We start from the raw sequence: 22,077 nt of genomic DNA on the forward strand, positions 1-22,077 counted from the left end.
GATGGGTGACTACCCTTCCCGCTCGGTGAACGCCACCGCCGGCGACCTGGGCGTGACTCCGCGTCACGCCCAGGGCGCCGGCTACGGCTCTTCCCCGAGTAATCACGACGAGCCCCCGCTCGGTGGCGGTGGCGCACTGCCCAAGAAGGCCCGATTCTCGATCGAGGCGGGCTTCCGCGGCCTGTCCACGGCCTCCGGGGCGATGGTGCTGGTCATCATCGTCGCCATCGCCGTCTTCCTGATCTCCAAAGCGGTCCCTGCGTTGCAGGCCAACACCGGCGACTTCTTCACCCAGTTCGAATGGGCGCCGAACGAGGCCAACCCCTCCTTCGGTATCGCGGCACTGGCCTTCGGCACCGTCCTCAGCTCGGTCATCGCGCTGATCGTCGCGGTGCCGATCGCCCTGGGGATCGCGCTGTTCCTGTCGCACTACGCGCCCAAGCGGCTCGCCACCCCGCTGGGCTTCGTGATCGACCTGCTCGCGGCCGTACCCAGCGTCGTCTTCGGTCTGTGGGGCCGGGACGTCTTCCAGGAGCCGGTACGTGACTTCTCGATCTGGCTCAACAAGTACTTCAGCTGGATCCCGCTCTTCGGCGGCGACGGACCGTTCGGTCAGTCGATCATGCTCGGCGGCCTGGTGCTGGCGATCATGGTGCTGCCGATCGTCACCTCGCTCTCCCGCGAGGTCTTCCAGCAGACCCCCGGCATGAACGAGGAGGCCGCGCTCGCGCTCGGCGCCACCCGCTGGGAGATGATCCGGACCGCGGTGCTGCCGTACGGCAAGCCCGGCGTGATCGCCGCCGTCATGCTCGGCCTCGGTCGTGCTCTCGGTGAGACCATCGCCCTGGCCCTGACCCTCAGCGTCGCCTTCGACATCTCGTTCAACCTGATCGAGAACGGCGGCAACTCGGTCGCCGCCAACATCGCGAACTCCTTCGCGGAGGCCAACGACACCGGCCGCGGCGCACTGATCGCCTCCGGTCTGGTGCTCTTCGCGATCACGCTCGTGGTCAACATGACGGCGCGGGCGATCATCTACCGCCGCCGCGAGTTCCGGGACAGTGCCGCATGAGTCTTCTTGAGCAGCAGAGCCCCGGCGTCGTCATGACGCCGGACAACATCCGGACCCGGAAGCTCCCCGTGGTGACGAACGTCCTCGTCGCGGTGGCCGCGTTCGTGGTCGCCGCCGCGGTCGTGCTCGTACCCGGCATCGGCAACTGGGTCCTGGTCGTCGTGCTCGGCTGGGTCTTCTACCTGATCGGGCTCTCCGTCGTGGCGGGCCGGATCGAGGGCAGGCGGGCCGCCCGCAACCGGACCATGAAGTCGCTCATCTACTCCGCCTGCATCCTGGCCATCCTGCCGCTCGCCTCGGTGGTCTGGACGCTGGTCTCCAAGGGCGTCGCGCGCCTCGACGGCAATTTCTTCGGCACCTCGATGAACAACATCGGTGCCCGCGACCCCGAGGGCGGCGCCTACCACGCCATCATCGGCACCCTGGAGCAGGTCGGCATCGCCACGCTGATGGCCGTCCCGCTGGGTGTGCTCGGCGCGATCTACCTGGTCGAGTACGGCCGCGGCAAGTTCGCCGGCACGGTCCGGTTCTTCGTCGACGTCATGACCGGCATCCCGTCGATCGTGGCCGGTCTGTTCATCCTGTCGTTCTGGGTGCTCATCGTCAGCCCCTGGTTCAACAACGGGCAGCCGCGCTTCTCCGGCTTCGCGGCCTCACTGGCGCTCGCGGTGCTGATGCTCCCGACGATCGTCCGCTCCACCGAGGAGATGCTCCGGCTCGTGCCGGGGCCTCTGCGCGAGGGCTCGTACGCGCTCGGCGTACCCCAGTGGAAGACGATCCTCAGCGTGGTCCTGCCGACCGCCCTGCCCGGCATCGTCACCGGCGTGATGCTCGCCGTGGCCCGCGCGGCCGGCGAGACCGCACCGGTCCTGCTGGTCGCCGGCGGCGCCGCGGCGATCAACTTCGACCCGTTCGCCGGAAACCAGCAGTCCCTCTCGCTCTTCGTGTACCAGCAGGCCGGGGACGCCTCCCGCTATGCGCCGGACCGTGCCTGGACCGCCGCGCTCACCCTGGTGGCGCTGGTCCTGGTCCTGACCGTCGCCGCCAAGCTGCTCGCCCGTCGCAACAAACTGTCCCGGTAAAGAAGGTGCCCTCCATGGCCAAGCGCATCGAGGCGAGCAACGTCTCCTCCTACTACGGCGCGTTCAAGGCGATCGACAGCGTCTCGATGACGGTCGAGCCGAAGACGATCACCGCTCTGATCGGTCCGTCCGGTTGCGGCAAGTCGACGTTCCTGCGGTCGATCAACCGCATGCACGAGGTGCTGCCGAACGCCCGCATCGAGGGCAGCCTGACCATCGACGACCAGAACATCTACGACCCGGACGTGGACGTCACGGCCGTACGTCGCATGATCGGCATGGTCTTCCAGCGGCCCAACCCGTTCCCGACGATGTCGATCTACGAGAACGCGGTCGCCGGTCTCAAGCTCAACGGTGTCAAGAAGAAGTCGCTGCTCGACGAGGCGGCCGAGAAGTCGCTGCGCTCGGCGAACCTGTGGGACGAGGTCAAGGACCGCCTCGATCGTCCCGGTGCCGGCCTGTCCGGCGGTCAGCAGCAGCGTCTCTGCATCGCCCGCACCATCGCGGTCGAGCCCCAGGTCGTGCTGATGGACGAGCCGTGTTCGGCGCTCGACCCGATCTCGACGCTGGCGATCGAGGACCTGATGTTCAAGCTGAAGGACCGCTTCACGATCATCATCGTCACGCACAACATGCAGCAGGCCGCCCGCGTCAGCGACAAGACGGGCTTCTTCTCGATCGACAAGACCGGCGACCCCGGCCGCCTCATCGAGTACGACGACACCCAGAAGATCTTCAGCAACCCGACGCAGAAGAAGACCGAGGACTACATCACCGGCCGCTTCGGCTGATCCTCGGCCGGCCATCGCCTGGCCTTCGGCCGATCAGAACCGCGTTGGAGCGCCGGTCCCGCAATGCGAGGGCCGGCGTTCTTCCTGATTTGGTACGGGCTACCACTCCCGCCGAATCCCGCGCGTCCCCACCTACAGCGCGACGAAGGCGGGCCCGAGCGGTCCCAGCGCGCCTCACGGGCTGAGGCGACACCTAACGGAACCTCCGGCTCCGGCGGCGACGACGCGCCACCGTCCGGCCGACGCCTGCACCCAGTCCCCAGGCGTCCGCCCTACGAACACGGACATGCACACCCACCGCAGCCCGGCGACGCCAAGCGCGCACGCAGGGCGGTTCGGTGGGCGGTGGGCGGTGGGCGTGCCATGGCTCGGCGGCGGTAGGCGCGCATGTAGGGCGCTCGGCGGCGGTAGGCGCGCACGCACGACGACTGTGCGACCCCAGCGTTGTCCCGGCAACCACCCGTGAACACGCAATGCCAGCGTGTGGCCCCACCGCCGCCGGCAGCAACTGTCCGCGCACACGTACCCCGCCTACGTGCGGCCCGCTTACATCGGCCCAGCCGTCCCGCGCCGCGCCGTCCCGCGCCGCGCCGTCCCGCGCCGGCCCGCGCCGCGCCGCGCCGTCCCGTCCCGCGCCGTGCCGTCCCGCGCCGCGCCGTCCCGCGCCGTCCCGCGCCGCCCGTCCCGCGCGGGAGCGGCTGCGGGGCGGGCGCATCGGCCGGCATGGTCAGCGCTGAGTAGGTGGTTTGAGATGGTCGGTGACCCGCGGAGTCAGCCCGAAAGTGGCGCTGGATGCGGGAGTGGGCAGCCACGTCGCTTCGTAGGTGGTTACGCCCCGATTCGGCGAGGAGGGGTGTAGCCCGTACAAAATGATCTAGAAGTTGGGAAGGTGGACGGTGACCTGGCCGTCCTGGCCGACCTCGATGCGGGGGTTGAGGGGCGTCGCGGCGTCGCGGTGGGCCGAGGCGGCGACCACGTCCGGAATCGTGCCGGAGGCGGCGATCTCGTCGAGGGTCCGCCGGGTGGGCGGCAGCATCGGCAGGTCACCGACGGTGGGGGAGATCCACGCGGTGCCGTCGGCCTCGCCGGAGACGTCGCGGGCGGACTGCGCCTCGGGAAGCAGCGCCACGAAGAACCAGGTGTCGTAGCGTCGTGGCTCGAAGTCGGGTGTGATCCAGCGGGCCCAGGGGAGCAGCAGGTCGTCGCGGAGACGCAGGCCGCGGCGGGCGAGCAGGTCGGTCATGGAGAGCTCGCGGCGCTGGACGGCGGCCCTGTCGGCCTCCCAGTCCGGCGTGCCGGTGGCGGGGACGGTGCGGTCCGGCTCGGTCAGTGGGCCGGCCAGCAGGATGCCGGCCTCCTCGAAGAGCTCTCGGGCGGCGGCACCGACGACGGCGCGGGCCTGTTCATCGGGCACGCCGAGGCGCTCGGACCAGTCCGCGCGGATGGTCGACGGCTGGTCGGTGGGGTCGACGACGCCTCCGGGGAAGGCGTAGACGCCGCCGAAGACCATCGTGGAGGCTCGGCGCAGGACGTACACCTGGAAGCCGTCGTCGTCGGGCCGCAGCAGGACCACGGTCGCCGCCGGGCGGGCCGGCGCGGGCGTCCCGGTGAACTCGCGGGCGCGCTGTGACATGGCGGGTGGAAGCTGCATCGAGTCGGTCACCGTTCGATCCTGGCACCCCGGGCAGGTCAGGTCACGGACGATCGTGCCACCGGGCGCGGCCCGGACGATACGGTATCGATCATGACCGGAGAGAAGGTGCGCTGGGGGATTCTGGGCCCCGGCGGGATCGCCAGCACATTCGCAGCGGATCTGCCCCTGGTGGAGGGTGCCGAGCTCGCCGCTGTGGGCTCGCGCAATCTGGCGAGCGCCGAGGCGTTCGCCGAGCGGTACGGGTTCGCGCGAGCCCACGGTTCCTACGCCGACCTGGCCGCCGACGACGGTGTCGACGTGGTCTACGTCGCGACGCCACACGCCTTCCACCTGGAGGCCGCGATGCTCTGCATCGCGGCCGGCAAGGCGGTCCTCGTGGAGAAGCCGATCACCCTGGACCTGCCGTCGGCCGCACGCATCGTGGAGGCGGCCCGCGAGCGCGGGGTGTTCCTGATGGAGGCCATGTGGATGCGCTGCAACCCGGCCATCCGCAAGATCGCCGAGCTTGTCGCCGGCGGCGCGATCGGTGACGTCAGCGCGGTCCACGCCGACTTCGGGCTGCAGGGCCCGTTCGAGGCGTCGCACCGGCTGCGTGACCCGAAACTGGGCGGCGGCGCGCTGCTCGACCTCGGCGTCTACCCGATCCACCTGGCGCACCTGATCCTGGGCACGCCGGCGTCGGCACAGGCCTGGTCGCACCTGACCCCGGAGCGGGTGGACGAGAACACCGGTGTCCTGCTGGGCTACGAGTCCGGGGCGGTCGCGGCCCTGACCTGCAGCATCAACGGGGCCAGTCGGAATGCGGCCTCGATCACGGGCACGGCGGGGCGGATCGACCTGCCGGTGGGCTTCTTCGTGCCGCGCTCGTTCACGCTGACCCGGCCTGACCGGGCACCGGAGACGTTCGAGTTCCCGTTCGAGGGCAGCGGTTACCAGTTCGAGGCGGCCGAGGTGCAGCGCGCGCTGCTCGCCGGCGAACTGGAGAGCCCGATCGTCTCGCACACCACCACCCTCGAGGTGATGGCGCTGCTGGACGCCCTGCGCGACCAGGCCGGGGTCGTCTACGAGTAGGTCAGGCGAACAGCGGCCGCACGACGAAGTAGAAGAGGCAGGCGAAGAACGCGGCGGCGGGGAACGTCGTGATCCATGCGATCACGATGTTGCCCGCCACGTTCCAGCGCACCGCGCTGAGCCGTTTCGTCGCGCCCACGCCCATGATCGCCGACGTGATGGTGTGGGTCGTGGAGATCGGCGCGTGCAGCACCAGGGCGTTGAAGTAGAGGACCGAGCTGGCCACGGTCTCGGCGGCGAACCCCTCGGCGGGGCCCAGATCAATGATCTTGCGACCGAGGGTACGGATGATCCGCCATCCACCGGCGTAGGTGCCGGCGGCCAGCACCGCGGCCGACGTCCAGTACACCCATTCCGGGATGTGCGTCGGGCTGCTCTGGAATCCACCTGTGTAGAGGGCCAGCACCACGATGCCCATGGTCTTCGCCGCGTCCTGCATGCCGTGCCCGATGGACATCGCCGCCGCCGACGCGGTCTGCGCCCACCGGAAGCCGCGGTTGAGCCGTCCCGGGTGCCCGCGCCGGAAGATCCACATGATCGCGACCATCATCACGAAGCCGAGCGCCAGGCCGACGAACGGCGACACCACCATCGGGATCAGCACCTTGTTGATGATGTTGTCCCACTGGACGCTGCCGACCGTCGCGAACAGGGTGGCGCCGACCAGACCGCCGAAGAGCGCGTGCGACGAACTGGACGGCAGTCCGAAATACCAGGTGATCAGGTTCCAGGTGATGGCGCCGAGCACGCCGGCGAAGACGATGCCCAGGCTGGGCACACCGATCGGGAGGTCGACCAGGCCGTCACCGACCGTCTTGGCCACCTCGGTGCCCAGGTGCGCGCCGATGAAGTTGCCGACCGCGGCCATGGCGAGCGCGACCCGTGGGGTGAGCGCGCGGGTGCTGACGCTCGTGGCGATGGCGTTGGCGGCGTCGTGGAAACCGTTCGTGTAGTCGAACGCCATCGCGGCGATGATCACCGCCAGGACGGCGATGAGTTCGGCATCCACGCTCTAGGACTCCTTGACCGCGATGGTCTCGACCGTGTTCGCCACGTGCTCGAACGCGTCACAGGCCGCTTCGAGCTCGTCGACGACCTCTTTCATCTTGAGGACGGTGAGCGCGTCGTACTCGCCGGAGAAGAGACGGACCAGCAACATCCGGTACGCGCGGTCGCCGTCGTTCTCCAGGCGGTTGATCTCGATCCAGTACTCCTCGAGACCCTTCATCGCGCGCAGCCGCGGCATCGCCTCGGCCGTGATCTTCGCCTGCTGGTCGAGCACGGTGACCAGCTCGTGCATCTCCCGCGGCAGCGACGGCAGGTCGGTCAGGCCGTACAGGTAGAGAAGGTTGCCGGCCGCCTCGAGGTGGTCCATCACGTCGTCCAGCTGGGAGCCGAGCGAGTAGATGTCCTCACGGTCGAACGGAGTGATGAAGGTGGAGTTGATCTTCTTGTAGAGCTCGTGGGTGATCGAGTCGCTGTCGTGTTCCACATCGCTCAGCCGGTCGGCGACCGACTGGACGTCCACACCGGGCAGCGCGAGCTCGTTCAGCAGTTCGGTTCCCTTGACCAGGTTGTACGCGGCCTTGGTGAACAGTTCGTAGAAGGCCCCCTCGACGGGGCGGAATGAGAACTTCACGGCGCGGACCTCGATCGACGGGCTTTATGAATGGATCTCCGGTGGCATGCTATCGGTCCGTGGAGGATCACCTATCGCGACGGCCCTAAACCGTTTCGTGACGTCCAACCGTTCTGGGCGCGTTCGGCCGCGGTGCGGAGCGGCGAACGGCCCTGGTCGGGAGGTGCGGCCGGGGCGCGCCGGTGACCGGGTGCCGCCGCAGGTGACGCGCCAGTCCGGTCAGGTCGGTGTCGGCGATCACGTCCACACCGGCCGAACCGAGCTCGGTCCAGATCGCGGCTCGTGCCTTGCGGCTGCCGTCCGGCAGCCCGGAGATCCGGACCGCGCGCCCGTCGTCGTGTGCGGCCCGGATCAGCGCGTGCAGCTGGTGCCGTTCCTCGGCGGTGATCGGCTCCTGCCCGTCCCAGCCGAACCGGCGCGACCACGGCTCACTGATCATCGGAACCAGCGACGGCGGGGCGAACCGGGAACCGAGGTCGTCGAAGCTGCCGTCGGCGAATGCGCAGCGCTCGGCCCGGGCGGCGAGCAGTTCCCGGACGTCTATGACGCCGGTCACCGTCACGGTTACCGCGCCCGGGGTGAGCAGCTCGCCGTGGCAGCGGCTCAGCAGACTCGCGTGGTCCTGGAGCTGCCGGTCCAGCACGCGAAAGGCGCGCAGCAGCGCCTGCGGGTCACGGCTGGTTCCACCGAACTCGATCACCAGGCGGAACGGCACCCGCTGGTCGGGCCAGAGCCGGCCACCGCCGGCGGCGGCACGGGCGAACAGCGGGGCCAGCACGAGGCGGCGCAGGGTGCGGCCCGGCTGCGGCCCGCCCGGGCCGAGGTAGAGCTCGCCGTGCGGACCGGGCGCCGCCCGGACGGTCATCCCGGCCAGCCCCAGCTTGAGGACGGTGGGCAGCGGGTCTGCCGTGTCCGGGCAGGTCAGCGCGTGCCCGGCGGGGAGGTGGGGACGGGATCGGCGCAGAATCGCGACCGAGACCGCGCCGCCGGCACCGGCGAGACCCGCCAGGCCTCCCGCGATAGTCGCCATGTCTTGCACCGCGTGCACCATCCGATTCGTACTTTATGGGTGTTTTATACTGTGGCACAGCCGATACCCGCAGACCGGCAATGTCGCGCAGAATTTGTTTCATGCCGTCACCGTCCGCGGTCGAGTTCGAGGCCCAGCGTTCCTACCTGACAGCCGTCGCCTATCGGATGCTCGGCAGCCGTGCCGAAGCCGAGGACGCGGTCCAGGAGGCCTGGCTGCGCTACGCGCAGCAGACCCAGGAGATCCACGATGTGCGGGGGTGGCTCACCACGGTCACCGCACGGATCTGCCTGGACCAGCTCAATTCCGCTCGGGTACGCAGAACCGCGTACCCCGGTGAGTGGCTGCCCGTCTATGTGGTGAAACCGGACGCCGACCCGGCCGACCGCGCCGAACTCGCCGACCAGATCAGCATCGCCCTGCTCGTGGTGCTCGAGAAGCTCACCGCCGAGCAGCGGGTGGCGTTCGTGCTGCACGACGCGTTCGGGGTGCCGTTCGACGAGGTGGCGACGGTGCTCGACAGCACGCCGGCGGCCGCTCGGCAGCACGCGTCCCGGGCACGTAAAGCGGTCGCCGACGGTCAGGTCCGGCACACCGCGGGGCTGGCCGAACAGCGGCGGGTGCTCAACGCCTTCCTCGCCGCGGCACAGGACGGCGACATGCGTACGCTCGCCGCCGTTCTCGCCCCCGACGTGGTCGCCATCGGCGACGGCGGCGGAGTGGTCCGCACCGCCCTGCGCCCGGTCCTCGGCGCCGACAAGGTCGCCCGGTTCTTCACCGGCCTGCTCACGTACCGGCTGGCCGAGGTCACCGACATCAAGGTCGACCCGGTCGTCGTCAACGGCTCGGCCGGGATGATGCTGCGCGGCACGTGGCCGGACGGCAGCCCGCTGCTGGTGGTGAGCGTGGTCGCGGTCGCCGACGGCCGGATCACCGGCATCTACAACCAGCAGAACCCGGACAAGCTGGTGCTGGGAAGCGCCTTCTAGTCCTGGGGGGTGACTTCGAGCAGGTGCTTGCGGTAGTGCGAGGCGAACGGCTCGGTGCCGTCGCCCAGCGCCGTGAGCAGCTGCCGGGACGCCGCGTACGCGTGCTCCACGAGGTCGTCGGAGTAACCGAACGCCACCCGGTGCTCGGCGAACTCGTCCTCGTCGCGGAGCTCGACCAGGCCCGTCTCGCGGCGCCGTACCGCGTCCAGGTCGAGGTCGATGATGTGAACCGTGTCACCCTCCCAGCGGGCCGGGGTGGTGATGTCGCAGTAGACCTCACTGGTCCGCGGGGGCGGGTTGAACATGCCCGTCCACCAGGCGTGATGCGGGATGAGCAGGACGAACGGGATCTGCTCGACGGATGGTCGGCCGTGGTAGACCGAGGCGGTGCCGCGGGTCACGCCGACCCAGATGCCGAGATCGTCCTCGGCCAGGCGGCGGGCCGGGTAGTCACGATGCGCCGATCCGTCGTACTTCGTGTAGATCACCCGGACCATCTCGCTCGGCATGGCTTGCACCCTAGCGGTGACCCGGATATGTCGGTGGTGGCGGGTACGGTTCCTCCGTGCCCGCAACCGGTAAGAAGAAGGCCACCGCAGAGCAGGTCCTCGCCGCCGCCGTCGGGGCGGTCCCGGGAGGATCCGCCCGGCCCGGCCAGCAGGCCATGGTCGAGGCGATCGCCAAGGCCGTCAAGAACAAGGAGCACCTGCTCGTCCAGGCCGGCACGGGCACCGGCAAGAGCCTCGGCTACCTCGCTCCCGCCCTGCTCGTCGACGGTCCGGTGGTCGTCTCCACCGCCACCCTGGCCCTGCAGAACCAGCTGATCGCGCACGACCTGCCCCGGCTCGCCGAGGCGGTCCAGCCGGTGCTCGGGCGCAAACCCACGTTCGCCGTGCTCAAGGGCCGGCACCACTACCTGTGCGCGGCGAAGATGGAACACGCCGACGAGGAGGGGCCCACCGACACCCTCTTCGACGCAGCCCCGGCGCCCAAGGCCGGGCAGTGGCTCGGTGAAGGCGCACGACTCGGCAAGCAGATCATGCGGATCCGGAAATGGTCGGAGAAGACCCAGACCGGTGATCGCGACGAACTCGACCCCGGCGTCGAGGACCTCGCCTGGCGGCAGGTGTCCATGCCGGCCCGCGACTGCGTCGGGGCGGGCCGCTGTCCGTACGGCGCGGAGTGCTTCGCCGAGGCGTCCCGCGCCCGGGCCCGCGAGGCCGACATCGTCGTCACCAACCACAGCCTGCTCGCCGTCGACATGATCGCCGACCGCCAGATCGTGCCGCCGCACAAGCTGCTGATCGTCGACGAGGCGCACGAGCTGGCCGACCGGGTCTCCTCCGCCGCGCAGGCCGAGATCACCCCCGAGGCCGTCGAGCGCGCCGCCCGCCGGGCCCGCACCCTGATCACCCCGGCCGCCGCGGAGGCGCTGGCCGAGGCCGCTGACGCGCTCACCGTCGGCCTGGCCGACCTGCCCGCCGGACGGCTCACCGACGGTCTGCCCGAGCGGCTGCGGATGGCCGTCGCGACGCTCGAGTCGGCCACCCGCGCGGGGCTCACCGCGATCGGTGAGATCAAGTCCGACGATCCCGACCCGGTCGGCAAGCAGCAGGCCAAGGCGGTCCTCGACGAGCTGTCCACGACCGCGCAGCGGCTGCTCGAGGAGAACGCCTACGACGTCGCCTGGGTGGAGAAATCCGACCTGGGCAGCGGACGGCGGGCCCTCGTGGTGGCACCGCTGTCGGTCGCCGGCACGCTTTCGGAGAACCTGTATTCCGACCGGACCGTGGTGGTCACCTCGGCCACGCTCACCCTCGGCGGACGGTTCGACACGGTCGCCCGCTCGCTCGGCCTGCCCGTGGCCGCGGCCGGTCCCGAAGGGCAGCCCTCGTCCGGCGACGGGTGGTCGTCACTCGACGTCGGCTCGCCGTTCGATTACCCCAAACAGGGCATTCTGTACGTTGCGGCGCACCTCCCGCGGCCCGCGCAGTCCGGCCTGCCCGACGCGGCCGGGGCCGAACTGCTCCGGCTCGTGGAGGCGCTCGGTGGGCGTACGCTCGGGCTCTTCTCCTCCCGGAAGGCCGCCACCCAGGCCGCCGAGCTGCTGCGGGCCAAGACCGACCTGACGATCCTGCTGCAGGGCGAGGAGACGCTGCCGATCCTGGTCCGCAAGTTCAAGGAGGACCAGAACAGCTGCCTGTTCGGGGTGATGTCACTCTGGCAGGGCGTCGACGTGCCCGGCGACGCGTGCCAGCTGGTCGTCATCGACCGGCTGCCGTTCCCCCGCCCCGACGAGCCCCTCGCCGCGGCCAGGGCGGCAGCGGTCGACGCGTCCGGCGGCTCCGGCTTCACCGCGGTCAGCGTCCCGATCGCGGCCGTCCGCCTGGCCCAGGGCGTCGGCCGGCTGATCCGCTCGACCGGTGACAAGGGCGTGGTCGCGGTCCTCGACTCCCGCCTCGAGACGGCCCGCGGCTACGGCGCCTTCCTGCGCAGGTCACTGCCGCCGTTCTGGTACACGACAAAGCCGGATGTCGCCGAGGGCGCGCTACGCCGCCTGGCCAACTCCTGAAGGGATTCCCGTGATCCACGTCGCCTGCACGTTCCTGGTCGACCGCAGCGGATCGCTGTTGCTGCAGTTGCGAGACGACAAGGCCCCCTACTACCCGAACGTGTGGGGCCTGCCAGGGGGAGCGATCGAGGCCGGCGAGACACCGGTGGAGGGCGCGGTCCGCGAGTTGTGGGAGGAGACCCGCCTGCGCCCTGACGGCGAGTTGCGCCTGTTCGCCCAGCAGGAGCTTCCCGAGCAGAACCGAGTCAAGAACTACTTCTACGGTACGACCAGCGCCCGCCAGGAGGACGTGGTGCTCGGCGAGGGCGCCGCGATGGTCTTCATCCCACCGGCCGAGGTGCTGGACCGTCCCTTCACGCCGGGCAGCGCCGAGACGATCGAGCGCTTCCTGGCCTCCCCGCAGTACGCCTCCCTGTTCTGACCTCGCCACACTCCGGTCCCGCCACCACCCCGTGCCGGGCGGTCCTGTCATCCGTGCCGGGCGGTCCTGTCATCCGTGCCGGGCGGTCCTGTCATCCGTGCCGGGCGGTCCTGTCATCCGTGCCGGGCGGTCCCGTCATCCGTGCCGGGCGGTCCCGTCATCCGTGCCGGGCGGTCCCGTCATCCGTGCCGGGCGGTCCCGCCGTCACCTGCGCGTCGTCACCTGCGCCCGGCAATCCCCGTCGGCCGCCGCCGTGTCGACAAGGGCGTGCTCTGGAACAAGCAGGCGGTGTCCCCTCGCGGGGGTCCGTGCAGCTGGCTATGAGCCACCCCAGAAACCGCGGAACGCCCGAACGTCCGCCGTGTTCAGGGGTCGTTGACCGCGCGCCGTTCGCCGTGCATTCGCTGGCGCGCCGACGTGCGCATTCAGTCGGCGCGCCGACGTGCGCATTCAGTCGGCGGGGCGACGATCGGGGAGCACGCCGCTGTGGTCACGGTGGTCCCTCGTGTCACCATGGCTGCCGTGACGGGGCTGGGGTTTGCGGAGCCACCGCCGGAAGCTGCGCGGCGGCGGGGGCGGTGGCTGCGGATCGTGTCCGGGGTCTGGGCCGCGATGCTGCTGGCGGCCGTGTTCTGGTCGGTGCGTAGCGATCCGCCGACCGTTCCCGAGCAGCGAGACATAGCGCGGGCGCTGGCCGGCTTGAGGACCGCGTCGGGTGCCGTGGTGGCCGCCGCCCAGGATGAGCGGTGGGTGCTGAGCCTGGGCGAGCTGCGGCTTGAGGACTGTTCGATCAACCCCGCGTGGGACGGCCTGGTCGCGACTCGGGAGGTGGTGCTCTACGTGCCGGAGGGCGACGCGTGGACGGCTCTCGGCGGCATCGCCGACGGCCTGCCCGCGAACTATGCGGCCGGCATGAACGCCTCGCGCGGGGCGACGCGCCTGTCGCTGTTCGCCGATGCGGGGGAGCACGTGGGGATCGAGGCTGAGGCGCACTCCTCGGACCAGGTGCTGACCGTGCGTGTCTTCACCGGCTGCCGGCCGGACGTGCCCGGGCTCGACCCGGCCGACCCCGCTGCCGGCTCGATGCCCGACCTGCTGCGATCCACGGTGGCGGGGGTCACCGGGTCCGGTGGCGGTGCCGTGGAGGCCATCGCGAGCCGGGCGGTGGTCTGCCCCGACGGGGGCACTCTCGCGGCGTTCGTGGCGGATGCGGGCCCGGCCACGCCGGACAGCGGTCCCCGTGGCGTGCCGGAGGGCGCGCTCCCCGTCTGGACGGACGCGAGCGGCTGGGCGTACCGCATGGGCTCCGAATCGGTGGTGATCACCACCGACCGTGACCGTTTCCGCGTGACCGTGACCACCGCCTGCCGCCCCACCTGAACCCCACTGCAGCGTGGTGATCTGTGCCCACCGGCGGCCCGTAAGCCACCACGGCGTCGGGCGCGCCCCGTTGTGTGGTGATCTGTGCCCGCGGGTGGACCGTTGGTCACCACGGCGTCGGGTGTGAGCCGTTGTGTGGTGATCTGTGCCCGCCAGCGGCCCGTAAGTCACCACGGCGTCGGGTGTGAGCCGTTGTGGGGCGATCTGTGCCTACGGGTGGACCGTAAGTCACCACGCCGTCGGGTGTGAGCCGTTGTGTGGTGATCTGTGCCTACGGGTGGACCGTAAGTCACCACGGCGTCGGGTGTGAGCCGTTGTGTGGTGATCTGTGCCTGCGGGTGGACCGTAAGTCGCCACGGCGTTGGGCGCGCCCCGTTGTGTGGTGATCTGTGCCTGCGGGTGGACCGTAAGTCACCACAGTGCCCTGAGCGCACCCGATCTCTGCCCGCGGGCGGACCGTAAGTCACCACAGCGCCCTGAGCGCACCCGTCTGCGCCTGCGGGCGAACGCCACCCCGGTTGTCAGTAGACGAGCGCCTGCGCGCCCTCCGACATGATCTCCTCGACGAAGACGGCGGCGCCGGCGATCCGGATGCCGGGGATGACGTCGGCCGGGCCGATGTCGCGGCGGGCCGCGCACTGTGTGCAGGCCGTGATCCGGCCGGCCTCGAGCAGCACCTCGATCAGGTCGGGCAGCGGGGCGGCGTGCGGCAGCGCGAACTCGGCCGCTCGGCCCGGCAGGGCGAACCAGGTGGACTCGCCGGTCAGCCACAGCGACACGTCGAGGCCCGCCGTGGCGGCGGTCGAGGCGACGTTGAAGGCCTGGTTGCAGCGTTCCGGTGCGTCCGCGCCGGCGGTGGCCTTGACGACCAGCAAACGTGCCATACCGGCCAGCATAAGATGGGCCGGTCATGGTTACGGAGATCGGGTTCGTGAGCCTGCTGGTGGCCGCCCTGGGTGGGCTGGCCGGCGGCTTCGGCTATCTGGCAATGCGCATTTCGAGGGGACGCTGGTGAGCAACGAGACGGAAAACCCGCTGGGCCCACCGCCGTGGCTCAACGCTCCGCCGGTCGACGGGTATCCCTATGAGGACACTCACGACCTGCGGTCCGGTCCGGATCTGCACCCGTCGCTGCTCGGCCTGCTGCCGTTCGTCGGGTTGTGGCGTGGCCGGGGCCAGGGTGGCTTCCCCAACGAGGACGACTACAACTTCGCGCAGGAGATCAGGATCAGCCACGACGGCCGGTCGTTCCTGCGATATGAGTCGCGGGCGTGGCTGCTCGACGACGAGTCGAAGCCGCTCGGGCAATCGCTCGTGGAGTCCGGGTTCTGGCGGCCGATCCTGGTCGACGGGCGTCCGGGTGACGAGATGGAGGCCACGATGATCCGCCCGGACGGGGTGGCCGAGCTCTACCTGGGCAAGGCGGCCACGACCCGGCTGGAGATGACGGCGGACGCGGTGGCGTACACGCCGTCGGGCCTTCACGTGACCGGCGGACAGCGGCTGTTCGGCATCGTCGAGGGTGCTCTGCTGTACGCCCACGAGATCGCGGTCGACAACAGCGGCCTGAAGCCGCACATGTCGGCCCGCCTGCTCCGAATCGGCGGCTGACCTCCCGCCGCGAGACTCGCCGCGATCTTGTGAGGTTGCGCCCGGAAAGCAGCCGCAACCTCACAAGATCGCGAAGAAGCCCAGGAGTGCGAGCAGACGCGACGTCCACGGGGAGCGCGGACGCGGCGCCCCGTCCAGCTCGATCACCTCGGCCAGCCCTCGCAGCGAAGACGCCAGCCAGATCGCGTCGGCGGACGCCAGCTCGTCGAGTGTGATCATGCGCTCGACCGGGGCCAGTCCGACCGACGGCGCCAGTGACAGCAGGTGCGCCGCGGTGATACCGGACAGGATGCCGGCCTCGGCGGGCGGGACCGTGCAGAGTTCGTTGCCGGTCAGCCAGACCACCGACGCGGTGGGTGCCTCCAGCACGTACCCCTCGGTGGAGAGCCAGACGAGATCGTCGGCGCCCTGCCGTACCGCCCATCGTCGTGCCGAGAAGTTCTCCCCGTACGACAGTGATTTGGCCGCGGTGATGGACCACGGCGGACGTCGCCGTACCGAAATGCCCTGGTCCGCACTGAGGACCCGGACCCCGTCGCGCCGCTCGCGCAGCACCTGCGCCGGGATCGGACCGACTGAGACGTCCAGCACGTTCCGCGTGTAGATGATCCGCATGGCACCGGACTCCGGGAGGTCCGTCAGCGGCGGCAACGGGGGCGCCGGCAGGTCGAGGATCGCGGCCGACCGGGACAGCCGGGCCAGATGTTCGTCGAGCAGCCACGGGCCGGACGGCCGCAGGTGCACGGTCTCGAAGACGCCGTCACCGAGCAGGTCGCCGGGCGCGACAAGGATCCTGTCGTTCACCCGAACTATGCTCGTCACGTGTCCGCCACATCGCTAGCCGCCATGCTCCGCGAGCGGGGCCTGCGACTCACGCCACAGCGCCAGCTGATCCTCGAAGCAGTGCACGAACTCGGTCATGCGACACCCGAGTCGGTGCACAACGCTGTCCGTGAGCGCGCCGCCGGTGTGAACATCACCACCGTCTACCGGACCCTGGAGCTTCTCGAGGAGCTGGGCCTGGTCAACCACACGCATCTGTCGCACGGCTCGCCGACCTATCACGCGGCCGGTGAGGACCAGCACGTCCATCTGGTGTGCCGGTCGTGCGGCTCGATCGCCGAGGTGGACCCGGCGGTGATGGATCCGGTCACCGATCGCCTGCTGGGCGAACGCGACTTCCGGGTCGATGTGGGACACGTCTCCCTGTTCGGGGTGTGCGGCGATTGCAAGGAGGCCGAGTGACCATCGTCATGGTCGAGGACCTGGAGCCGGGTTCGGCGGATGCCGGGGTGCCGGCCCACTACGGCGACCCGATGCGCGAGCAGCGGCTGCTGGAGACCGGTGTCGGGCTGGTCGACCGGTCGAACCGCGAGGTGATCGCGGTTCCCGGCGTCGAGCGGGCGAGCTGGCTGCACACGCTGACCACCCAGCACCTGTCCGCCCTGAGGGCGCACGAGGGCAGTGAGCTGCTGGTCCTCTCACCGAACGGGCACATCGAGCAGCACGCCTTCGTCACCGAGGACGGGACGACGGCGTGGCTGGACACCGAGCCGGGCGCCGGTGCGGGCCTCCTGAAATACCTCGAGATGATGCGCTTCTTCACCCAGGTCGAGCCACGCGAGGCGAGCGCCGAGATCGCCGTGTTGTCGCTGGTCGGACCCGGTGCGGCCGCGCTCTTCCCGGACCTCGCGGCCCCTCGGGTGCACCCGGTGCCGGAGACCCGGTTCGCCGCCGGGTCCGTTCCTTCACAGGCAACTTCCCTCTATTCGGTACGGGCATTCGAAGGCGGCCTGGCCCGTCGCGTACCGCTCGGAGTCGACCTGCTCGTGCCACGTTCCGCCAAGGACGCGGTCATCGAGAAGCTGGGCGTGGCTCCGGCCGGGCTCTGGGCCTACGAGGCGGCGCGGGTCGCGGCCCGTATTCCGCGTCTGGGCTGGGAGACCGACCACCGCACCATCCCGGCCGAGGTCGAGCTCATGGCGACGAGCGTGCACATGGAGAAGGGCTGCTACCGCGGCCAGGAGACCGTCGCCCGGGTCCACAACCTGGGCCGTCCGCCCCGCCGTCAGGTCCTGCTCCACCTCGACGGGGTGGCCACCGATCACCCGCCGGCCCACGGGACGGCGGTGGAGCTGGACGGCCGGGCGGTCGGTTTTGTCGGCACCGCCGTGCGCCACCACGAGCTGGGCATGATCGCCTTGGCCGTTCTGAAGCGCAACGTGCCCGACGACGCCCGCCTCACCGTCGGCGAGTCAGCCGCCGCAATCGACGCCGAGTAGGGTTCTGACCCGGCCAGGTAGGCCGGGCCGTCCCGTCAGAACTCGCCGCGCTTGATGCCGTTGATGAAAGCGGTCCACTGAGCGCGCGTGAATGTGAGAGTGCCGCCGTCCGGGTCCTTGCTGTCCCGAACCGCAACGACGGTCGGAAGGCTGTCCGCTACCTCGACGCAGTCACCTTGCGCATTGGACCGGCTGCTCTTACGCCATGTCACGTCGTAGCTGGTCACGATGATGTATCCCCTAGATCTTTCAAGAGCGCAGTGATCATCTCTTTCGAGTCTCTCTCATCGAGAGCCAAGTTTTCCAGGTCCGCCCACACCTGCTCATAGATGATGATCTCGCGAGGGTGATCGAGGTAAAGCGCGCCGGTGACATTCTCGCTGTAGACCGTCGGCGGTTCGGTATTAGCGCGGTCGTTCGCTGGGAAGGTAAGAATCGTGAAATTTCCGGCACTGGCGGCAGAGCATGGCCCCATGGAGGGCAGGACTCGGACCTTCACGTGCGGCAACTCTTCTGACGCCTTGAGCAGATGCCAAAGTTGTTGCTGCATCGCACCGGCGACATCGACTCGTGCCCGTACCGCCGCCTCGGCGAGGATGACATCGAGCTGAGGCGGCGGCGGAAAGTTGCGGGTTAGCAGGCCTTGGCGTTCCTTTCGGACCTGGATTCGTCGCTCGATCTCACCAGTGGGAATCTTGGGCCACGTGCTTGTCATGACCTTCTCTATGTAGGCGTGGGCCTGCAAGAGACCTGGGATGAGCGTGGCCTGATAGGTCCGTAACCGACTTGCGGCGCCCTCCAGCCCGACATATAGCTCGAACCATTCTGGGATCACGTCGCCGTACGCGTGCCACCAGCCTTTGACCTTGGTTTCCTTGGACAGGCTGACCAGGGCCTCCTTGACGTCGTCGGGGACCCCGTAGAAGTCGCAGAGCAGCTTCACCTCGGTGGATTTGACGACGACGTTCGGGTCGCCCTTCTCCAGGCGCCAGATCTTCTGTTGTGAGCATTCGATGTGCTCGTACGCATCCTTGATCGTTTTCCCGGCCGCATCTCGATATTGCCGCAGGAACCGGCCGAGTTGCCGCCGAGGGACCGTCGAGCCCGAACCGGGGATCGCTTCGACCACGGGCATCGTCCTTTCCTGGAATACTCCGTGCGCCTTCCTGGAATAGGTACACGCAGATCTTGCAGAAACCAAGGCATTGATGAGGATTTCATTCTTTGGATTGTTGCGAAGACTTTCCCGCCAGGCCACGATCGGAGCATCTTCCCTGGTCAGAGTCGCAATCAAGGGGGCCTGCGCATGCGCACTGGAAGGGCCGGGCACGACCCGGCGCGAATGCTCGACTGGGACTGTCTCGCCTGCGACAAACCCTGGCCGTGTGATCCGGCGCGTGAGGAGCTGCTGGCCACGCACGATGCGGTGCAATTGCGGATCACGATGTGGAGCGCCCTCGAGGAGGCCGTGCACATTCTGCCGCCGACACCGGCTTCGGAGCTGTTCGAGCGGTTCCTGCGCTGGACGGATCGGAGGGTGGCCGGATGAGTGGCGAGCTTGCGCTGATGGGGGTCACCGAGATTCACCGGCGGATCGGCGGGTCCCGCGGACGCGTACGACATCTGGTCTTGCGAAAGGATTTTCCGCAGCCTGTCGTGGTGCTCCGCCAAGGGCGGGTGTGGCTGGAGCCCGAGGTCGAGGCCTGGATCCGGGCACTCCCGGCCGGGGAGATCACACCGTCCCGCATGGCAGGATGACCGCCATGACCGGGACTGTGATCACCGTCGCCCCGACCGGCGCGGAGAGCAAGAAGGTGGACGTACCGGCCCTGCCAGTGACCCTGGCCGAGCTGGTCGCCACCGCCAAGGAGTGCGAGGCGCTGGGCGCTTCGATCATCCATGTCCACATCCGTGACGACGACGCCAGTCCGACCCTCGATCAGGGCCGGCTGCGCGACACCGTCGCCGGATTGCGGGAGTCCACCGGCCTGATCGTGCAGCTGTCCTCGGGCGGCTCGGTGCACGATCCGGAGGCGGACCGTCTCGCCGTGCTCGACGCGGCGCCGGAGATGGCGTCGTGCACGATGGGCACCGTCAACTTCGGCGACGACGTGTTCCTGAACCGCTGGGAGTTCATCGTCGACCTGCACACCCGCATGCAGGAGCGCGGGATCGTGCCGGAGTACGAGATCTTCGACCTGGGTCAGCTCACCAGCCTGCAGCGCCTGCTCGGCAAGCACGGCCTGCCGTTCGGCGGTCACGTGCACGTCGACCTCGTGATGGGCGTGCCGGGCGGGATGCCCGGGACGGCAGCCGCCCTCGTCGCGTGCGAGCAGGCGATCAGGGACCTGCCCGAGGGCACCACGTTCTCGGCGACCGGCATCGGCCGCGGCACTCTGCCGGTGATGCTCGCGTCGCTGGCGACCGGCGGGCACCTGCGCGTCGGGATGGAGGACACGCTGACGTACGCCAAAGGCCGTCCCGTCGAGTCGAACATGCAGCTCGTGGCCCGTGCCGTCGGCTTCGCCCAGCTCGCGCAGCGCCCGCCGCTGACCGCTGCTCAGGCCCGTGAGCTGCTCGGGGTCCCCGCCCGATGATCGTCGCCGAGGTAGTCCGCTCCGGCTTCGTGGAGAGCGTCCACCACGGGATCGTCGCCATCGTCGGTGGCCCCGGCATCGGCGATGTGGAGACGCCGTTCTTCCCCCGATCGTCGAACAAACCACTGCAGACCGTCGGCCTGCTGAACGCCGGGTTCGTGCCGCGCGAGGAGGCCGACCTCGCCCTGGTCAGCGCCAGTCACGACGGCGAACCGTTCCACGTGGAACGTGTCCGCGCCATCCTGGCCGCGGCCGGCATCGGTCCGTCGTCCCTGGGCTGCCCGGCGGACCTGCCGCTCGGTGAGACGGCCCGGCGTGCCTGGCTGCGCGGCGGCGGCGAGCCGGAGCGGATCCTGATGAACTGCTCGGGCAAGCACGCCGGTTTCCTCGCCACCTGTGTGATCAACGGGTGGCCGCTGGAGTCCTACCTGGAGGTCGACCACCCACTGCAGAAGGCGCTCGCCGACGCGGTGAGCCGGCTGTCCGGCGAGCCGATCGCGGCGCTCGGTGTCGACGGCTGCGGCGCGCCGATCTTCGCGATCTCCCCGCTCGGCCTCGCACGGGCCTTCCTGCGGCTGGTCGAGGCTTCACCTGGAACTCCGGAGCGCCGGGTGGCCGACGCCATGCGGGCCAACCCATCGTTGGTCGCGGGCACCGGTTCAGAGGACACCGTGCTCATGGAAGCCATCCCCGGCCTGATCGTGAAGCGGGGCGCCGACGGCGTGTCCGCGGCCGCGATCGCCGGTGCCGGGGCGGTCGCGCTGAAGATCTCGGACGGCGCGAGCCGGGCTCGTGTGCCGGTGCTGCTGGCCGCGCTGCGCCGGCTGGGTGTCGAGGTTCCGGACATCGTCGAGCCCGTTCTGGGTGGTGGACGTCCGGTCGGCGAGGTTCGCGCGGTCATCTGACGACCCCTACGGGTGACTCGGTTCACGCTAGCTGTTGCAAGCGTTTTGCTTGCAACAGCTAGCACTGCGGGCTACCTTCGAATGCATGGCCACGCCAAAGGACCTGCCTGAGGACATCGGGACCTTCATCCGAGACCTGCGGCAGACCGCGAAGATCTCGCTCCGGCAGCTCGCCGACAAGGCCGGGGTGAGCAACCCCTACCTGAGCCAGATCGAGCGTGGCCTGCGAAAGCCGAGCGCCGAGGTGCTGCAACAGATCGCCAGCGCCTTGCGAGTGTCGACGCCCGCGATGTACCTGCGGGCCGGGCTGCTCGATGGCGAGGGCCAGCAGGGCGTGCTGGCCGCCATCGCGGTCGACCCGGAGCTCACGATCGCGCAGAAGCAGTCCCTGTCGCAGATCTACGAGACATTCCGCAACGAGAACGCGCGCAATGCCCCGCCCGCAGAAGACCCGCCCGCAGAAGACGCTGAGGAGCAGAAGAGATGACCGAGCAGACCAAGACCAAGATCCCCGCCCCGCTGTACGCCGCCGCCGGCGCCGGTGACGTGGCCTACGAGCAGCTCCGCAAGCTGCCCGCCGTGCTGAACGAGCTCAGCGACCGGGCCGCCGCCTCCCTGCGCGTCTACAACGAGCAGGCCGGCACCAAGGCCGCCGAGCTGCGTGGCAAGGCGCAGGAGGCCGACTTCGTGGCCCTGCGTGACAGCGCGACCACCGCCGCCGTCACCTTCGCGCAGACCGCCCAGGAGCGCGCCATCGCCGTCTACAACGAGCTGGTCGCCCGCGGCGAGCGCGTCGTCGGCACCGGTGTCGTCGAGGCCGCCGACGTGGTCAACTCCGACATCGAGGCCACCGAGCAGCCGAAGGCCGTCGAGGCCGCGGTCGAGGACGCCAAGGCCGTCGAGGCCGCGCCGAAGCCGCGCAAGCGCGCCAAGCCGGCCGCGTCCGCCGAGTGAGCTGACGCTTACGCGACATGATCCGTG

The 22,077-nt window shown here is 69.7% G+C and carries 26 protein-coding genes and 1 pseudogene; 18 read left to right on the top strand and 9 right to left on the bottom strand.

Annotated elements, in window-relative coordinates:
* The first annotated feature begins 1 nt into the window (after position 1).
* From pstC to pstB, 3 genes are read left to right on the top strand one after another with little or no spacing between them, the layout of a single operon-like run.
* Positions 2 to 1,072: a phosphate ABC transporter permease subunit PstC gene (gene pstC / locus CLV67_RS04085; RefSeq protein ID WP_106315802.1), complete on the top strand. Its 1,071-nt coding sequence runs from the start codon at positions 2 to 4 to the stop codon at positions 1,070 to 1,072.
* Positions 1,069 to 2,154 carry a phosphate ABC transporter permease PstA gene (pstA, locus tag CLV67_RS04090; RefSeq protein WP_106315803.1) on the top strand — a complete coding sequence of 362 codons (1,086 nt, stop codon included), beginning with the start codon at positions 1,069 to 1,071 and terminating at the stop codon, positions 2,152 to 2,154. Before pstC ends, pstA begins: the two co-directional genes overlap by 4 nt.
* Before the next feature lie 14 nt (positions 2,155 to 2,168).
* On the top strand, positions 2,169 to 2,945 hold the full coding sequence (pstB, locus tag CLV67_RS04095; protein WP_106315804.1) for a phosphate ABC transporter ATP-binding protein PstB: 777 nt from the start codon (positions 2,169 to 2,171) through the stop codon (positions 2,943 to 2,945).
* A gap of 874 nt (positions 2,946 to 3,819) precedes the next feature.
* Here the strand turns inward: pstB and CLV67_RS04105 are convergent.
* A complete protein-coding gene (locus CLV67_RS04105) occupies positions 3,820 to 4,596 on the bottom strand; it encodes an NUDIX hydrolase (RefSeq protein ID WP_106316418.1) in 777 nt (258 codons plus the stop codon).
* A 93-nt stretch (positions 4,597 to 4,689) separates the two neighbouring features.
* Between CLV67_RS04105 and CLV67_RS04110 the strand changes: the two genes are divergently transcribed.
* Positions 4,690 to 5,670 carry a Gfo/Idh/MocA family protein gene (locus CLV67_RS04110; protein WP_106315805.1) on the top strand — a complete coding sequence of 327 codons (981 nt, stop codon included), beginning with the start codon at positions 4,690 to 4,692 and terminating at the stop codon, positions 5,668 to 5,670.
* A gap of 1 nt (position 5,671) precedes the next feature.
* On the opposite strand, the gene CLV67_RS04115 is transcribed toward CLV67_RS04110, so the two are convergent.
* The 3 genes from CLV67_RS04115 to CLV67_RS04125 all read right to left on the bottom strand — a co-directional run bounded on the left by CLV67_RS04115 (position 5,672) and on the right by CLV67_RS04125 (position 8,339).
* A complete protein-coding gene (locus CLV67_RS04115; protein ID WP_106315806.1) occupies positions 5,672 to 6,679 on the bottom strand; it encodes an inorganic phosphate transporter in 1,008 nt (335 codons plus the stop codon).
* A gap of 3 nt (positions 6,680 to 6,682) precedes the next feature.
* Positions 6,683 to 7,309, bottom strand: a complete 627-nt coding sequence (locus CLV67_RS04120; protein ID WP_106315807.1) for a DUF47 domain-containing protein — start codon at positions 7,307 to 7,309, stop codon at positions 6,683 to 6,685.
* Between the two features lie 85 nt (positions 7,310 to 7,394).
* A complete protein-coding gene (locus CLV67_RS04125; protein WP_106315808.1) occupies positions 7,395 to 8,339 on the bottom strand; it encodes a PI-PLC domain-containing protein in 945 nt (314 codons plus the stop codon).
* Between the two features lie 101 nt (positions 8,340 to 8,440).
* On the opposite strand from CLV67_RS04125, the gene sigJ reads away from it, so the two are divergent.
* The gene (sigJ, locus tag CLV67_RS04130; protein WP_106315809.1) at positions 8,441 to 9,328 is read left to right on the top strand and encodes an RNA polymerase sigma factor SigJ; all 888 of its coding nucleotides are present in this window, start codon (positions 8,441 to 8,443) and stop codon (positions 9,326 to 9,328) included.
* On the opposite strand, the gene CLV67_RS04135 is transcribed toward sigJ, so the two are convergent.
* Positions 9,325 to 9,837, bottom strand: a complete 513-nt coding sequence (locus tag CLV67_RS04135) for a DUF402 domain-containing protein (protein ID WP_106315810.1) — start codon at positions 9,835 to 9,837, stop codon at positions 9,325 to 9,327. The two genes, sigJ and CLV67_RS04135, sit on opposite strands and share 4 nt — an antisense overlap.
* A 155-nt stretch (positions 9,838 to 9,992) precedes the next feature.
* Between CLV67_RS04135 and CLV67_RS04140 the strand changes: the two genes are divergently transcribed.
* The 3 genes from CLV67_RS04140 (at position 9,993) to CLV67_RS04150 (ending at position 13,701) form a co-directional block, all read left to right on the top strand.
* A complete protein-coding gene (locus CLV67_RS04140; RefSeq protein ID WP_239166053.1) occupies positions 9,993 to 11,900 on the top strand; it encodes an ATP-dependent DNA helicase in 1,908 nt (635 codons plus the stop codon).
* Positions 11,901 to 11,910: 10 nt separating this feature from the next.
* Positions 11,911 to 12,321, top strand: a complete 411-nt coding sequence (locus CLV67_RS04145) for an NUDIX hydrolase (RefSeq protein WP_239166048.1) — start codon at positions 11,911 to 11,913, stop codon at positions 12,319 to 12,321.
* Positions 12,322 to 12,912: 591 nt separating this feature from the next.
* On the top strand, positions 12,913 to 13,701 hold the full coding sequence (locus CLV67_RS04150; protein ID WP_239166043.1) for a hypothetical protein: 789 nt from the start codon (positions 12,913 to 12,915) through the stop codon (positions 13,699 to 13,701).
* A gap of 521 nt (positions 13,702 to 14,222) precedes the next feature.
* Here the strand turns inward: CLV67_RS04150 and CLV67_RS04155 are convergent.
* A complete protein-coding gene (locus tag CLV67_RS04155; protein WP_106315813.1) occupies positions 14,223 to 14,597 on the bottom strand; it encodes a DsrE family protein in 375 nt (124 codons plus the stop codon).
* 14 nt (positions 14,598 to 14,611) lie between these two features.
* Between CLV67_RS04155 and mtfM the strand changes: the two genes are divergently transcribed.
* The gene (mtfM, locus tag CLV67_RS54140) at positions 14,612 to 14,716 is read left to right on the top strand and encodes a small membrane protein MtfM (RefSeq protein WP_043533180.1); all 105 of its coding nucleotides are present in this window, start codon (positions 14,612 to 14,614) and stop codon (positions 14,714 to 14,716) included.
* The gene (locus CLV67_RS04160) at positions 14,713 to 15,312 is read left to right on the top strand and encodes a heme-binding beta-barrel domain-containing protein (RefSeq protein WP_106315814.1); all 600 of its coding nucleotides are present in this window, start codon (positions 14,713 to 14,715) and stop codon (positions 15,310 to 15,312) included. The genes mtfM and CLV67_RS04160 overlap by 4 nt, the downstream gene beginning before the upstream one ends.
* Positions 15,313 to 15,372: 60 nt before the next feature.
* Here CLV67_RS04160 and CLV67_RS04165 read toward each other — a convergent pair whose 3' ends face one another.
* Positions 15,373 to 16,116 carry an aminotransferase class IV gene (locus CLV67_RS04165; protein WP_106315815.1) on the bottom strand — a complete coding sequence of 248 codons (744 nt, stop codon included), beginning with the start codon at positions 16,114 to 16,116 and terminating at the stop codon, positions 15,373 to 15,375.
* A gap of 18 nt (positions 16,117 to 16,134) precedes the next feature.
* Between CLV67_RS04165 and CLV67_RS04170 the strand changes: the two genes are divergently transcribed.
* Both CLV67_RS04170 and ygfZ read left to right on the top strand, forming a co-directional pair.
* A complete protein-coding gene (locus tag CLV67_RS04170; protein ID WP_106315816.1) occupies positions 16,135 to 16,557 on the top strand; it encodes a Fur family transcriptional regulator in 423 nt (140 codons plus the stop codon).
* Positions 16,558 to 16,565: 8 nt separating this feature from the next.
* On the top strand, positions 16,566 to 17,594 hold the full coding sequence (ygfZ, locus tag CLV67_RS04175; protein ID WP_106316420.1) for a CAF17-like 4Fe-4S cluster assembly/insertion protein YgfZ: 1,029 nt from the start codon (positions 16,566 to 16,568) through the stop codon (positions 17,592 to 17,594).
* A 35-nt stretch (positions 17,595 to 17,629) separates the two neighbouring features.
* On the opposite strand, the gene CLV67_RS04180 is transcribed toward ygfZ, so the two are convergent.
* Entirely contained in the window at positions 17,630 to 17,821 is a 192-nt protein-coding gene (locus CLV67_RS04180) for a DUF397 domain-containing protein (protein WP_106315817.1), read from the bottom strand.
* On the bottom strand, positions 17,818 to 18,723 hold the full coding sequence (locus CLV67_RS04185; RefSeq protein ID WP_239166042.1) for a helix-turn-helix domain-containing protein: 906 nt from the start codon (positions 18,721 to 18,723) through the stop codon (positions 17,818 to 17,820). Before CLV67_RS04185 ends, CLV67_RS04180 begins: the two co-directional genes overlap by 4 nt.
* Before the next feature lie 177 nt (positions 18,724 to 18,900).
* Here CLV67_RS04185 and CLV67_RS04190 point away from each other — a divergent pair, with 177 nt between their 5' ends.
* The 6 genes and pseudogenes from CLV67_RS04190 (at position 18,901) to CLV67_RS04215 (ending at position 22,050) form a co-directional block, all read left to right on the top strand.
* On the top strand, positions 18,901 to 19,143 hold the full coding sequence (locus CLV67_RS04190) for a hypothetical protein (RefSeq protein WP_170153745.1): 243 nt from the start codon (positions 18,901 to 18,903) through the stop codon (positions 19,141 to 19,143).
* A complete protein-coding gene (locus CLV67_RS04195; RefSeq protein ID WP_239166041.1) occupies positions 19,140 to 19,352 on the top strand; it encodes a helix-turn-helix transcriptional regulator in 213 nt (70 codons plus the stop codon). Before CLV67_RS04190 ends, CLV67_RS04195 begins: the two co-directional genes overlap by 4 nt.
* 5 nt (positions 19,353 to 19,357) lie before the next feature.
* Complete coding sequence (locus tag CLV67_RS04200; protein WP_106316422.1) at positions 19,358 to 20,191, top strand: beta-keto acid cleavage family enzyme; 834 nt, start codon at positions 19,358 to 19,360, stop codon at positions 20,189 to 20,191.
* Entirely contained in the window at positions 20,188 to 21,096 is a 909-nt protein-coding gene (locus tag CLV67_RS04205; protein WP_106315820.1) for an asparaginase, read from the top strand. The genes CLV67_RS04200 and CLV67_RS04205 overlap by 4 nt, the downstream gene beginning before the upstream one ends.
* Positions 21,097 to 21,181: 85 nt before the next feature.
* Positions 21,182 to 21,568, top strand: a pseudogene (locus CLV67_RS04210) (helix-turn-helix domain-containing protein); the annotation flags it as partial.
* Between the two features lie 11 nt (positions 21,569 to 21,579).
* Positions 21,580 to 22,050 (top strand): hypothetical protein, encoded by a 471-nt coding sequence (locus CLV67_RS04215; protein ID WP_106315822.1) that lies wholly within the window; start codon positions 21,580 to 21,582, stop codon positions 22,048 to 22,050.
* Positions 22,051 to 22,077 lie beyond the last annotated feature (27 nt).

Origin of the sequence: Actinoplanes italicus (assembly GCF_003001815.1) — a bacterium.
In the GTDB taxonomy this organism is placed as follows: Bacteria; Actinomycetota; Actinomycetes; order Mycobacteriales; family Micromonosporaceae; genus Actinoplanes; species Actinoplanes italicus.